This is a genomic window from Pseudoalteromonas sp. Z9A4 (assembly GCF_011378845.1).
Taxonomy (GTDB): Bacteria; Pseudomonadota; Gammaproteobacteria; order Enterobacterales; family Alteromonadaceae; genus Pseudoalteromonas; species Pseudoalteromonas arctica.
The window spans coordinates 1-12953 of record NZ_WTLA01000016.1 but is presented as its reverse complement, the minus strand read 5'-3'; the positions used below and the strand labels follow the sequence as shown (position 1 = coordinate 12953).

The 12953-nt window shown below is 36.4% G+C and carries 14 protein-coding genes; 7 read left to right on the top strand and 7 right to left on the bottom strand.

Translation table 11 applies throughout. The features are described from left to right. Positions 1 to 24: 24 nt before the first annotated feature. From GQR54_RS12385 to GQR54_RS12375, 3 genes are all read right to left on the bottom strand, one after another. A complete protein-coding gene (locus GQR54_RS12385) occupies positions 25 to 519 on the bottom strand; it encodes a hypothetical protein (protein ID WP_166377977.1) in 495 nt (164 codons plus the stop codon). Between the two features lie 254 nt (positions 520 to 773). Then, the gene (locus tag GQR54_RS12380; protein ID WP_166377975.1) at positions 774 to 2084 is read right to left on the bottom strand and encodes a HipA domain-containing protein; all 1311 of its coding nucleotides are present in this window, start codon (positions 2082 to 2084) and stop codon (positions 774 to 776) included. Further along, positions 2074 to 2379: a helix-turn-helix domain-containing protein gene (locus GQR54_RS12375; RefSeq protein ID WP_166377973.1), complete on the bottom strand. Its 306-nt coding sequence runs from the start codon at positions 2377 to 2379 to the stop codon at positions 2074 to 2076. The genes GQR54_RS12380 and GQR54_RS12375 overlap by 11 nt, the downstream gene beginning before the upstream one ends. Positions 2380 to 2788: 409 nt before the next feature. Here GQR54_RS12375 and GQR54_RS12370 point away from each other — a divergent pair, with 409 nt between their 5' ends. The 6 genes from GQR54_RS12370 to GQR54_RS12345 all read left to right on the top strand — a co-directional run bounded on the left by GQR54_RS12370 (position 2789) and on the right by GQR54_RS12345 (position 7947). Then, complete coding sequence (locus GQR54_RS12370; protein ID WP_166377971.1) at positions 2789 to 3172, top strand: hypothetical protein; 384 nt, start codon at positions 2789 to 2791, stop codon at positions 3170 to 3172. 241 nt (positions 3173 to 3413) lie between these two features. Continuing rightward, entirely contained in the window at positions 3414 to 3659 is a 246-nt protein-coding gene (locus tag GQR54_RS12365; RefSeq protein WP_024593336.1) for a DUF4235 domain-containing protein, read from the top strand. A 173-nt stretch (positions 3660 to 3832) separates the two neighbouring features. Further along, on the top strand, positions 3833 to 4033 hold the full coding sequence (locus GQR54_RS12360; protein ID WP_166377969.1) for a hypothetical protein: 201 nt from the start codon (positions 3833 to 3835) through the stop codon (positions 4031 to 4033). 14 nt (positions 4034 to 4047) lie between these two features. Then, the gene (locus GQR54_RS12355) at positions 4048 to 4356 is read left to right on the top strand and encodes a hypothetical protein (RefSeq protein WP_166377967.1); all 309 of its coding nucleotides are present in this window, start codon (positions 4048 to 4050) and stop codon (positions 4354 to 4356) included. A gap of 305 nt (positions 4357 to 4661) precedes the next feature. Further along, entirely contained in the window at positions 4662 to 5810 is a 1149-nt protein-coding gene (locus tag GQR54_RS12350) for a hypothetical protein (RefSeq protein WP_166377965.1), read from the top strand. A gap of 292 nt (positions 5811 to 6102) precedes the next feature. Then, the gene (locus tag GQR54_RS12345) at positions 6103 to 7947 is read left to right on the top strand and encodes a tetratricopeptide repeat protein (RefSeq protein WP_166377963.1); all 1845 of its coding nucleotides are present in this window, start codon (positions 6103 to 6105) and stop codon (positions 7945 to 7947) included. A 245-nt stretch (positions 7948 to 8192) separates the two neighbouring features. Here GQR54_RS12345 and GQR54_RS12340 read toward each other — a convergent pair whose 3' ends face one another. Continuing rightward, entirely contained in the window at positions 8193 to 9167 is a 975-nt protein-coding gene (locus tag GQR54_RS12340; protein ID WP_166377961.1) for a transposase, read from the bottom strand. 89 nt (positions 9168 to 9256) lie between these two features. On the opposite strand from GQR54_RS12340, the gene GQR54_RS12335 reads away from it, so the two are divergent. Beyond that, positions 9257 to 9403, top strand: a complete 147-nt coding sequence (locus GQR54_RS12335; protein WP_166377958.1) for a hypothetical protein — start codon at positions 9257 to 9259, stop codon at positions 9401 to 9403. A 393-nt stretch (positions 9404 to 9796) separates the two neighbouring features. Here GQR54_RS12335 and GQR54_RS12330 read toward each other — a convergent pair whose 3' ends face one another. From GQR54_RS12330 to GQR54_RS12320, 3 genes are read right to left on the bottom strand one after another with little or no spacing between them, the layout of a single operon-like run. Then, on the bottom strand, positions 9797 to 10669 hold the full coding sequence (locus tag GQR54_RS12330) for a hypothetical protein (protein WP_166377956.1): 873 nt from the start codon (positions 10667 to 10669) through the stop codon (positions 9797 to 9799). A gap of 3 nt (positions 10670 to 10672) precedes the next feature. Then, positions 10673 to 11323, bottom strand: coding sequence for a hypothetical protein (locus GQR54_RS12325; protein ID WP_166377954.1), 651 nt, complete (start codon positions 11321 to 11323; stop codon positions 10673 to 10675). Between the two features lie 12 nt (positions 11324 to 11335). Beyond that, a complete protein-coding gene (locus GQR54_RS12320) occupies positions 11336 to 12091 on the bottom strand; it encodes a TIGR04255 family protein (protein ID WP_166377951.1) in 756 nt (251 codons plus the stop codon). Between the last annotated feature and the right edge of the window lie 862 nt (positions 12092 to 12953).

Here is a 12953-nt window from a genome sequence, read left to right as displayed (position 1 = left end):
AATTTTGAAACTAATTAGCTAGCATTACGCCGTAGAAACGTTACTTGCGCCTGCGTTGTTAAGTATTTCTTCAATAGCGTTTTTATTATCACTATCGTACTTAACACCAACTAATATAGAGCCTTTTTCAATGGCATCTTCATAATACTTAATTTCGTGCTCAGGGATAAACGCACCAATTGCAGCACCTAAAGTACCACCTACTGCAGCGCCTGCGCCACCAGCAGCAAATGCAGCGACTAATGGTCCGGCAACTAATAAGCCAGTACCGCCTGTTGCTACAGTCCCTACGGCAGTGAAACCGCCAATAATTGCAGCAAGAATACCACCTGAAGCTGCGCCTATAAGGCCGCCTTCAGAAGCTTTAGTACCTTCGTCTACAGCAAAATCTTCCTTTGCGTATGAGTCGTTGGCTACAATGCTTATATCTGCTTCATTAATACCTAAAGCTTCTAATCTATAAATTGCGAGTGTTGCTTGTGATGCACTTTCGAATAACCCAGTAATAACGGTACTCATAATAACTCCTTTATTTATTTAAGAAAATACACTTACTACTAAGCAAAACTCAAACCAAAAAAATTATTAATTTAAATCAATAAGATAAGACAAAAGCCATAACTAACCCTTTCATTGTTAGAGTAAAAGTTGCTAAATTTTGTAAAAAACTCCTATCTACAAAAAACAAAACGCCTTGCGAAATAAAGGGAGATTTTTATCACCCTCTTGTTTATGGTTATTACCATGTTTACCAAAAAAATTAAAAATAATAGTTAAGGGTAGCTCAACTCTAACGTACGACAACGCTCGCGAATGCGTTTAACAATAGCTTCATATATATGCTCAGGCATCTGCGTACGAAAGCCATCTTCGATTACCTTAAGCACTTTACTTTTAAGTACTTGTATCTGCTTTTCAACCATTAATTTAGGTAAGCCTATATTTACACCAAGCTGAACGAAATCTTCTTTAGTATAAAATCCAAATATATTATAAGCATCACTAAAGTCACCTTCGTCACCCTCCTCTATAGCAAGTACCCCAAAAGACATAAAACATGCTCTGTCAAATGTAGAGTAAGGTGCTAAGCTCAGCATATCGTACATGGGTGCAACTAAGTCCATAATGCGATTACTTTTATGAAGTTTCCTCTGCATAGAAAAGTTTTTTAAATGCAAATCGTTGTTACCGACAATGTGACTGAATACAACTTGTAGAAACAATTTGAGCGTGACGGCTTTACTGTTACCTGCACAACGAGATAACTTCAATAGTACGTTCTCGTAACTCAATGCATCACTATCTTTGTTTTTCGGATGAACTTGACATAGCGACGCCCCATCTTCAATAAAATAACGCTGCTGTTCATCAATAATATCAAAGCGCTTAGTTATATACGCAAGCTCTCCAGACTCAAAAGGAATAAGTCCGCAATCGGCAACATCAAAGCCAACTTTTTTAGCTAATTGCATAATAAAAAACTCGTTTTCAGGTAGATGAGGAGCAACTTCTGGCGCTGGTTTAACAATATATTGTCCTCCAGATCCAGTAGGAATGAGCTGTTTACCTTCTAACTTCATGAGTAGCTTACGCTGCACACCCGATATAGACTGTCCATTGGCATGATCAATAGCGTATTCGTTAAAGTCATCAGGGGAGCCAATAATAGTTACCCCTTGTTGTTCCAGCGTTTTAGAGGCAGGAATAGGAACGGCAACCGGTTGACGGCCTGTTAAAGTAGCTACTTTGCCTGCAACAACGGAAATGGCTCCTATTAACTCGTTACCATTAGCGCACAATAAACCAAATTCATCATTTTTATCTAGCCTTGATTTTTCTGCATGATGTTTACGCAGCCAGCCTTCAGATAATAAGTTTGTAAAAAATGGAGGCAAAATATCAAAACTAAATGGTTCACTTTTTAGTGGAAAGTGATGCCCTATTGGATCGCCACTAATGAGGTAGTTTCTATCGTAAATAAAAATATATTCTTCTTTACCCGATAGGCTCTGATCTCTATATTCAATCAGATCTCCTGCCCTGATACTGTTTGCAAAAACTGTCGCCCTACGATTAATTTCCATTACATCTTGCTACCAGTAACTGATAGTCTCCTAATACACTAAGAATAGATTCAATAGTTGATCGCTTGGCCGACTTTGGACTGTTATATGCTTTATAAAGCGTCGCTTTACTAATAGTGGCAAGCTCGCAAAAAGTATCTATAGTAATGCCATTCTCTTTGCAATATTGATGTACACGCTGCTTTAACTCAGATAAAGGAAAGGTTTCACTATCGCTCGATTGTAAGGACTCTATCCGCTCTATTTCTTTTAAGAGTGTTAAAACCTGTTGTTTCAAATTATATAAGTTGCTCATTATACTCAGCTCTTAAATCATAAGTTCGCCAAAGCGAACTAAAATAACAATAAGTACATTATAATACACCAAAGTAAATAGAAAACCAAAAAAGTACACTGTAGTAAACTTAAGTGAAAAAAAGTATGCAAATGTAAAAGCAGCTATTAAAACCACAATTAAAGTATACAATAACAAACTTAAGTAAAAAAAGTCTGCTAAAGTAAACTAACATTAAAAATAAGGTTAAAACAAAGACGCTTACCCTCTTCAAACCCCTACCCAGTTACAATTGTGTTTTATTAATTCAGTAAAGAGTCAGTCTAATTTTGTTATCACTACTGCTCATTTTTAGGTGCGCATGAATCGTAAAACGCTGTGCTAAATTTCCTTTTTATATTGCCCTGCAATCAGCAGATATAGGCCACCCATGGATTACGAAGACTACTTTTTAAGTCAATCACAGCAAGCTGCACTGCAACAAGCGATGGTCAATACCAAGCTTTTAAACAGCTCTTCAATAAATACTAACAACATGCCAACACCTGAACAGCAGGCTTATAGTGTTATTGCTGTCGCGCTTTACCGCTTTAATTTACAAAAAATAAAATGGTCATCATTTTTAAAAATAGCAATAAACACAGCTAGCAACGCCTGCCAATGGTTATCCATCGAACTTGCAAGATGCCAACAAGAATACAAAGCCCAACCTAATGACGCTGTAATAATTGAGCAAAATGCATTTTTGAACGGTATTTTTAGCGAAGAACTCGCCTACATTGACGCCTTACTAGGAACTGAAGCACAAACTTAATAAACTTCCTAAGCGTGAGTCGAATACCCTTTCAGTTAAACGCTCTGACTCTTGCCGTAATCTCACCCAAATTTTTACGTTTAAAGTTTTACGCTTAAATTTTTAAAACTTTGAGTGAGTTTTTTTATAACTGTGCTTATTACCCAAACATCTATCGGTACGTAAATTGCTGTTATTAATATTCTTACTTAAAGAGTTGCACATAAATAACGCTGCTGTTATTTATAAAAAGGAGAACATTATGAGTAATAAACAGTTAATTACGACGATAGGTATAGGGCTCGCCGCTGCATCTGCAGGTATGTTAACAAGGAAAACTTTACAAAAATCGTGGGAAAAGGTTACCAACGAACCAGCCCCAAAAGATAGACCAAGCGAAGAAACAGATCTTAAAGAGGCCGTTACATGGGCGGTAGTTTCGGGCATTGGTGCGGGCGCTGCAAGAATGGCCGTACGTTATGTACTAGACAAGCGCCGATCTAAATAATCCGTCCCTATTGATACCTCTTATAAGTATTAAACGTAATACGGTGAGGCTCAAAAGGCGGCTTGCGACAGCTACTTCTGTGTTGTCGCAAGCAACTTAAAAAACCTCAAACAAGGTTATTTAATTATAGAGTTAAAACACGTTAATATTAATGTCCAAATTAAGGCCCTGTGATGAAGTTTGAAATGTCGGATGGCACGGCTGCGCAGCTTATCCGACCTACGCAAATTAGAAAAGCCAAAGGCGCCTTCCAACATCACCTCCAGATTTTAAGCAGATACACTCTATTAAGTATTAACTCCCTTTCAAAGTTGTTGCCTGCCTACAAGCTTGCGTATAATGCACGCATTCCGGCTGCATTTTTTAGCCGCTAACTTGGATTTTAATAATGAAAAAACTCTCTGCAGTGCAAATAAAGCAGCAAGCACTTGTACTTAATACTGCTGAAAAATTAGAAGAACAAGGCCGCGCTGAGCTCCCAGGCATGCTGCAATGCTGGTTTGATGTTCAATATCACTTATTTCCAAGTACACTACTGCTGTGCTTTCAGTTTGAAAACGAGCAAGCATTAAAAGCCGCAGAGCCTGATTTATTAAAATGGCAAAAGCGTTTAAGCGGCGCAATGCTTAAAAAAGGCGTTATTTTAAAAGATATGCGTAAACATTTAAAATTTACGCTCAAAGGGCCTGATGATTAATTAGAAAGGTTTAAAACTATATTTTAGCTTACGCTCGTATTACCGAAGCGCATAAAACCACAACGGAAAGCCGCTGCATTACTGCAACGGCTTTTTACTTTTTATTAGGACCGAAAGTAGAACCCATAAAGGTCAATTTCGACTCAGGGGTTTTTATTAGCCGATAATGCTAATTGGCCTGTTAAACAAAACGAATGCTCGGCAAAAGCAAATTTCAGTCGATTCAACGTTAATTGGTTGCCCTAAGTTAGCAATAGTAGGATAGTAAATTACATATAAAACAATAGCCTTATATTAGGAATATTATGATCAAAGTATTATTAGCGACCAGCTTAATTGCCTCTTCATTCGCTGCTTTAAGTAATCCTTTAACTGTTGAAGAACAGCGCATCAACAAAGCCCAATCGACAATGCCAAATGTTTTAAATGCATTTACCCCACAAGTATCAAGTTTTGAGCAACAATTTAAAGAATTAAACGACTTTAAAAGTGCAAAAATATTAGTACAAAGCTTTAGCTTTGAACTGTGGGAAAACGCAAAGCAACGCATAGTAAAAACCAATAATTACGACGACCGCGAGCTCTACTGGGCACGCCTGCTTTCAAGCAAAGTAATACGCACAACATCGCCTAAATTTTCAATTACGCAGGCTCAACTAAATACTTTACTAACCCTACTTGAGGAAGGCAGCAGAGGCCGTACCGACCTCACTTTTTCATCAGGCAGCACTAAAAAAATATTACTTACGGGCTTTGACCCATTTTTACTCGATAGAAACATAAACCAAAGTAACCCCTCAGGTGTTGCGGCGTTATTACTCGACGGCCAAGTTATTAATTACAACGGCGTGAGCGGAGAAATTAATACCGTTATGGTGCCGGTGCGCTACGAAGACTTCGATCAAGGCATAATAGAGTCACTACTTGCCCCCTACTACGCACTTAATAATGTAGACATGGTAGTAACTGTAAGTATGGGCAGAACAGAATTTGATTTAGAGCATTTCCCGGGTAAACGTCGCAGTGTAACCGCCCCCGATAATGCCAATATTGTGTTTGGCGGAACGCAAACAAGCCCAGTGATACCAAAACTTAATGGCCGACCACTTCCAGGCAACGAGTTTGTAAAATTTAGCTTGCCTGTAAGTTACATGCAAAACGCCAAAGGCCCTTATAAAATTATCGACAATCATGAAGTCACCACGCTTGAAAAAACCTATAAAGCAGGTTCTTACGGCGAGCTTAAAAATAATATTGCGGTTAATGGCGGCGGTGGTGGTTACCTATCTAACGAAATATCGTACCGAAGTATTCGCCTGCGCGATGCGCTTAATTCAAGTATACCTACAGGGCATATTCACACCCCACGTATACAACAATTCGAACCTGAAACAGAAGCTAAAATAGTAAAACAAATAAAGGCAATGCTAGAGCAAAGCTTAGTAGCGCTATAGTTTATAACAACTAGTTTAAGCGCATGATAAAGGGCAATAATATTGCCCTTTTTTAAATGGGGTTACTAGAGGCAAGTTTTGCCTTTTTTCTTAATCACAAAAGGCAAAAAGAAAGTTCTGACCCTGCTGATTTTTTAGACCATTGATGTATGAAGTCAAAATTTGACCCCTTTGGTTTTTCAGGTGATTTTTTTTAGATGGTATGTATTGTTAAACTCAGTTAAATTAATAGGGTTACAATAAGTTATCGATTTGTATTGGCCAAGCTGGCTTATTTTTTTAGGGATGATGGATGCGTTTAATCTTACTTTTTTTATTTTTATCGACTTTGCTGAACGTAAATATTGTCGCAGCTACGCAAGTCGCACCTCCTGTAAATATAGCTCCTTCGTTACCTAATACGCAAAATAACCATGATTTGGTATACCAGCAATTATTTAATATGCACAGCCAACTTGCTAGTTTGGATGAAAAAATACAACAACAAAAAACACTCGGTAATGATGTTAAAACCCTAGAAGCGGCGCAGCAAGCGCTAACAATTCAACTATCTAGATTCCAATCTCAACTCGATGCTCAAAAGAATCTACAAGCTAATAAATTTACTGGTTTTGATGGACGAATTGGTGATTTAAAAGACTCAATAAATTGGTGGTTTTCTATATTAACGATTTTTCTCGCATTGGGCGGTTTACTTATTTATAAGCTAAGTAGAAAAGAAGCAGAAAATGTAGCGCATCAACAGATGGAAGGCTTTATTAGCAGTAATGCGGATAAAATTTTAGCCAATACGCAAGTTTTTTTGGAAAAGCAATTAAGTGAGGCTAATACATCTGTTGAAGACTTGAAGAAATATATAGATGAAGCTCATGAGATTATCGAAGAGAAGAAAAAAGAAGTTGAAGCAGCGGCTGATGATGTACAAAAGTCTATCGCAGAGAAACAAGAGCCAAACCCTGAGTCATTAAGAATATTAGAAAATAGCACTAATAAAATAAGTAAAGAGCATACAACTGCGCGTGAATATTTAAACCTAGCAAATGTTAGCTATGGGAAAAAGAACTATAAAGAAGCTCTAAAATATCTAAATTTAGCTATTAATGTTTTGAGTAGTGAGAAGCACACGCATCTTCATGCGGAATTGTTATGTAGAGCATTGTTTAACCAGGGAATTATTTATGGTCAGCAAGAAAAACCTGATGATGAACTCAACAGTTACTCAGCTTTGATTGAGCAATTTAAAGATTCGTCGAATGAAGAGATTCAAATTGAGGTGGCTATGGCTATGTTGAACCAAGGTATTACCTATGGTCAGCAAGGCAGGCTTGAAGAAAAGTTCAATAGCTACACTCGTTTGATTGAGCAATTTAAAGACTCGTCGAATGAAGAAATTCAAATACGGGTTGCTAAAGCAATGTTTAACCAAGGTATTACCTATGGTCAACAAAGTAAACCTGAAGATGAACTCAATAGCTACACTCACTTAATTGAGCAATTTAAACACTCGTCGAATGAAGAAATTCAAGTATTGGTTGCTAAAGCAATGCTCAACCAAGGTGTTACTTATGGTCAGCAAGAAAAGTTTGAAGATGCCCTCAATAGCTACACTCGTTTGATTGAGCAGTTTAAAGACTCGTTGAATGAAGAGATTCAAATACGGGTTGCTAAAGCGATGTGTAACCAGAGTGCTACATATGGCTTGAAAAAAGACTTTTTCACAGCTCTAAAATCGAATTCAATGTTGCTTGAAACATTTCACAGCTCAGAAAATGGTGAGATTAAAAAACTAATAGCTGATTCAAAAGCAAATATAGCTGAACTGGCTTTACTTTATGAAGCGCCAGAACAAGTTCTTAACCGTGTTGCGGAGGCCGAAAAACACTCAGAGAATCCACAGAACTTAGCTGTAATGCAATTTATTCGCTTTTTACTAGAAGATAAAACGATTGAAGAGGTGTTTGCTGCGTTAACAGTAATCCCGACGGAAATGAAATTAACGTGTGGTTTTAGAGAGATTAAACATTACCTAGCTAATTTTGAAGGTGAAAAGCTGTATCAGATTGAGGCTGTTGTGAGCTTTTTTGAGCAACATAAAGATATTGAAAAGTTAAGAATTGAGTTAGGGTTAAAAAGTTAGTTTTTGATTTTCATATCTTAATTTGTCGCCATAAATGACGACCTACACGTAGGACGTGCTTTAGGAGGTAATACAGAGAGTCAGGTCTTGTTTCTTGCCAAGACCAAACAGCAATCTCACGTTTAATACCCTTCCCCGTCATCACGCCCTGAAAATAAGCAATTGATGAGTAATGTCTCGCATGGATGCGCGATAATCAACAGGGGGTCAAATCTTGACTTCATACATCAAGAATCAACAGGGGGTCAAATCTTGACTTCATACATCAAGCTATCTCGAAGTTTTTCGAACTGTAAGTTGATCTTATCATCTTCAATTATTAACTTATTTAGCCTACATACCGTTTGGGATATGGCTGAATAATGTTGAACATTAAAAACAACGGCTAATGCTTTTAAATTTTGCCCAGTTAAATCTTGGCATAACTTTATGGCAAACATACGTGGTAAATTTTTCTCTTTACGCCCTTTCTTAACCGTTACAATACTATGTGTATCTATACAAAAATATTTAGCTAAGTACGCAATAACATCATCAGTTAAACGCCTCTGAACAACAACGCTTTTTTCGTTGTCTGATTTCGCAATATACTCCTTAATATTCTGAATAAACTCATCGCCGCCCAACACCGAAAATAACTTTTTAGCACCATAAAACGTATTTATTTCTTTATTATTTTCATATTCAACAAACTGTTTGTAAGCAGCATATTTACGCTTTTTTCCTTGAAGCGAAAATATAAAGTCTCGAACTAACCATTTAGGTGTCGCACCACTTTTAATAAAAGCTGAATAACTAGACCATTTATAGTCAATGAGTTCATCTACTAGCGGTGTACTTGTTTCTATAGGGTTACGATGTATATAACGGCTAACATGTAGTAAGTAATTATCAGCATCCACCAGCACCGCCTTGTAACGACCTCTAAACAATGCACCATCTGTATTATGTGTTCTATTAAAATATTGCGTATAGAGGCCATTAATATGCTTCATGGCTCTGCCTAAATTTGCATCAGGGGTTTTTATTAGTAGATGGTAATGATTGGTCATTAAACAATACGAATGCACTTCAATATTAAAGCGAAGGCTTGCTTGTTCAATGCTGTATAAAAAGTGCTTAAAATCGTCATCACTCAAAAAGGTATTTTCACGCCCTCTGCCGCGATTCATCACATGATAAAACGCATTCTCATACTCTATTCGCAGCGGTCTAGACATAATAATAAACTCAATGAGCAATAAACTATAAACCTAGACCATTGATGTATGAAGTCAAGATTTGACCCCATTGGTTCGCGGTCAATCACATGATAAACGCATTCTTAAACTTTATTCGCCGTGGTCTAGACGTAGTAATTGACTCAATGAGCAATAAAAGACCATTGATGTATGAAGTTAAGATTTGGGTGACTAGTACATATTCTCATCAATCGACGTTATTACTAGGTGCATAGTCATATTTAAATTGAGCTTAAATAATAAGAACTCTTGGTTTTTGAATAAAAAGATCGGAAAACACAGCTGCTTGCTTGACCGGAACTTTCTAATGGGTAACCCCTTTGGTTTAACCAGTATCATTTATGGTTAGATGAAGCAAAACGTCATCAAGTAATTAAAATGGCGAAATTACAGAATCTAAGTCGTTAGTCAGGAAAATCTCGAGATTAGCCAGTGGTCAGTGAAATAAATTTAAATTCTGAAAAAAAAGAAGAAATACGGGCGGTATAAAATTTAAATTGATGCGAGAACTAACTTGGAAAACTCCGAGAGTTTGGATGTTAGCATTGAGAAATTAACAACCTCAAATAGATTTTTCATGGAAGTGGTCATCAAAAAATCTAGCTCAATCACTTTATATCTAACTCAGCTGGTAAAGGTGCATCCTCTAAATTTTTATAGCTCAGATGTTCTAATTGCCAACGTTGAAAGTCTCGCTCCATTGATTTAGTGAATTGATCTTCTTTTATAGAATCAATAAAAGCTATATTAATATTAGGGATAGTACTTATAATACCTTTTAGCTTCTGTATTAAAGCGGCTTCATGATTATCACTAAAGTCTCTGTGCTCTTTACCCGTAAGGGTTGAAGAAACAACAAAATAAGCTTTTAAAGAATATTCATCCGTATTTTTAATTTCATCAAATGGATGAATATTAAAATAAAGGCCAGAACAACTTTTAATAAAATTTTTATTTTTCCATAATTTATCTAAATTTCTTTTTTGCCTCCCCATACGAGTATTCCATTCGTCAGGAAAAGTTGGTTGATTATAACGTTCAGCCACCCAGTTTAATAATTGCGGAAGACCTTTCTCTGGCCATAAAAAATCTTTTGATGGTGTTGCTTTAAGTAGATCCTCTCTTTCAAATTGACAAAAGCCTATAGCATCAGCATGCATGTATTTTTCTTCGCCATTATTAATGGTTGGGAAGTGTATTTGTCTAGGGTTTTTGCCAAATTTGAAATTCCCGTTAACTTCGGGACATGGCCAACATATAAGTACCTGTACCCAAGGCTCCTTAATGAAACACTCCTCAATAAGCGAACAATCATAAAGTAGAGGGATTAAATAAGCTTTATCTTTTTCGTTTATTATATTTTTTAATTTTAGCGGTAATTTATTCAATAAATCCAAGTGATCTTTTAGATCTACAAAAGCTCCTCTTTTCCATCCAGACTTAATCCAATTACTTCTTAGATTCTCCACTTTAATTACCATTGACTAAACCTGTACGTACTGAGAGCGCTTATAGGCATTGCGTTTGTAAGCTCCATCAAATTCAGAATAAAGTCGTTCATAACTTTCTACTAATAGCTCAACAGAGAGCTCTTCACTCGTTATTATTTTTGCTACCTCTGAGTCTGAGTATCGACCAAAGGTAAATAAAGGCAAATATTGAGCATGTTTTTTATTAATTTCATCATAGAATTTATTGAATATATCTATACGAGCAACTACTTTATCCTGAATTTTTGTTTCTGGATTTTTTGCCCAATTGTAGATTGTTTTCCTTTCTACTTTTAAAACAGCCGCCCATTGTGCAGTCTTGAAACCAAAATTATTCTGTAAAAGCTCACTTTTTGTCGTTAATAAGTCTTCTTTATTATTTTCTTTTTTTATTGCTACGGAGTTTTCAATCAAATAAGTAGGCTTTTTTTGAATTACTGAAGTAGTTAGCACTTGTGTATTATTGTGACGAGCATCCGCATGTAAAGTGCCTAATGTCGATACTGCAATAACAGCTAAAGTAGTAGTATATCTACATATTTTCCTTGCTACAGTGTCCGAAGTAGGTACGTAAGAATAAGTAGAATTACTAGTGATAGCTGTTCTACTATTCAAATTTATTGCTTGACTATAATTACTTTGCATACAAAATCCTTTTTATTGCTCACTTATAACAATATCACAGTAGATACTTTTTGCTCTGTCGCGTAATTCATTTAAAGTTTCAATTATATTGTTATAATCGTATGGTATTAACTCATGATTGACTGAGTAACAGTCAATATCTAAATGCGCCCACGCTCCATTTAATATAGGGTTTTCACTTCCTAAATCATTATTTAGTTCGGCTATATCTGGTGGTAGCTTTGTATTATTTACGGTAACACCACTGTTAATATTTATTCCTAACTTTCCGTCCGCATAGCGTGATGCTAAATTTGATCCAGCCATGTTAAAGCCACATAAATTTGGTTGTAAGAATTCATTACGTTTAAAGTTTTTTGAAAAACTATCTTCATCAAATTTATTTATATAACGAAGGCCAACAAACTCCATATGCTTAATTAACATTGTTTCTTTTATTTTGCATAATATAAACGAAAATCTTTCTTCAAAATCTTCGAATGATATATAGGCATTTGTATGAAGAATCACATGGTCTTGAGTCATATTAACACCCCACTTCTTATCTGCGGATTTCAATGTAACTATAGGAACATTATTTTTAATAGTTTTTTGTTCATTAGTCTCTCGGTTAAACTGAAATTCAACACTCTCAATTTGCTTAGTCACAGAAATCGGATATATATCATTTAATTCTTCAATTAAGTTGTCTGAGTTCTTATTAAATGTACTTTCTGTAATGCGACTAAATTGTACTTTTGTAAGAGCATATGCCAAATTAGAACTCATAATTTAAACCTCAAATTAAAAAACACAATGTGTGTAATTTAATTTTACACACTCTGTGTTTTTTTTCCATGATTTTATTCATTAGCAGGTAAGCATTGAATATAAATAACAAAATAGATCCTTTAAAACTAAATGCTAACCTCCTATATAACGCAGTTTCCCTCATCTCTACTTAGAAATACAGAATGTCAGGTCTTGCATCTTGCCAAGTCCAAGCACTAATCTCACGTTTAACACCCTCCCCCGTCATCACGTCCTGAAAATAAGCAATTGATGAGTAATGCATTTCATGGCAGGATTTTGTTCCCGACAAATCCTAAGTACCTACATCCATGTAGGCAATGAAATGAAAGCCATGCTTGCACATGGATGTGCTTTCATGGCGTTTACGTTCACATCAATTGTGCATTGAAGGATTAAGCATGATGCTCGGGTGCGCTGAGAGGTGACGAATAACCGAAGCGCAGCTTCGCAGTATGAGGAAGTGAAGGCATGGATGCCGACAGTAACCCAGCTTCAAGGATGAATTACTAGCAGCAGAGTTAAGTTTGAAAATCTATAGCCCCGCATTGGCTCACCAAGCCAGCGCGACAAAACCTTGAATAAGGTTTCTTCTCTAAAAGCGCGAAACGTATTCGCGTTATCTGTAATAGTAATTCCAAACACCTATTCAAATACTTATTCGGGCTGACGCCCGCGCGTCAGCAAGCTAAACGCCTACAACAAATAACACATACTCTTGGCTTTTGAGCGAGTATGTATATTTGTGATTTGTTGGGTTTCGTTTCACTCTACCCAACCTTGTATCTCTTCTTGATGAGTGTTTAGCTAGCACTTGTCACATCGGGAAGACAGTGAGCTC

Bases quoted from the DNA above. Each gene is read 5' to 3' on its own strand.
- GQR54_RS12385 (WP_166377977.1), bottom strand. From the start codon at position 519: ATGAGTACCGTTATTACTGGGTTATTCGAAAGTGCATCACAAGCAACA.
- GQR54_RS12380 (WP_166377975.1), bottom strand. From the start codon at position 2,084: ATGGAAATTAATCGTAGGGCGACAGTTTTTGCAAACAGTATCAGGGCA.
- GQR54_RS12375 (WP_166377973.1), bottom strand. From the start codon at position 2,379: ATGAGCAACTTATATAATTTGAAACAACAGGTTTTAACACTCTTAAAA.
- GQR54_RS12370 (WP_166377971.1), top strand. From the start codon at position 2,789: ATGGATTACGAAGACTACTTTTTAAGTCAATCACAGCAAGCTGCACTG.
- GQR54_RS12365 (WP_024593336.1), top strand. From the start codon at position 3,414: ATGAGTAATAAACAGTTAATTACGACGATAGGTATAGGGCTCGCCGCT.
- GQR54_RS12360 (WP_166377969.1), top strand. From the start codon at position 3,833: ATGAAGTTTGAAATGTCGGATGGCACGGCTGCGCAGCTTATCCGACCT.
- GQR54_RS12355 (WP_166377967.1), top strand. From the start codon at position 4,048: ATGAAAAAACTCTCTGCAGTGCAAATAAAGCAGCAAGCACTTGTACTT.
- GQR54_RS12350 (WP_166377965.1), top strand. From the start codon at position 4,662: ATGATCAAAGTATTATTAGCGACCAGCTTAATTGCCTCTTCATTCGCT.
- GQR54_RS12345 (WP_166377963.1), top strand. From the start codon at position 6,103: ATGCGTTTAATCTTACTTTTTTTATTTTTATCGACTTTGCTGAACGTA.
- GQR54_RS12340 (WP_166377961.1), bottom strand. From the start codon at position 9,167: ATGTCTAGACCGCTGCGAATAGAGTATGAGAATGCGTTTTATCATGTG.
- GQR54_RS12335 (WP_166377958.1), top strand. From the start codon at position 9,257: ATGATAAACGCATTCTTAAACTTTATTCGCCGTGGTCTAGACGTAGTA.
- GQR54_RS12330 (WP_166377956.1), bottom strand. From the start codon at position 10,669: ATGGTAATTAAAGTGGAGAATCTAAGAAGTAATTGGATTAAGTCTGGA.
- GQR54_RS12325 (WP_166377954.1), bottom strand. From the start codon at position 11,323: ATGCAAAGTAATTATAGTCAAGCAATAAATTTGAATAGTAGAACAGCT.
- GQR54_RS12320 (WP_166377951.1), bottom strand. From the start codon at position 12,091: ATGAGTTCTAATTTGGCATATGCTCTTACAAAAGTACAATTTAGTCGC.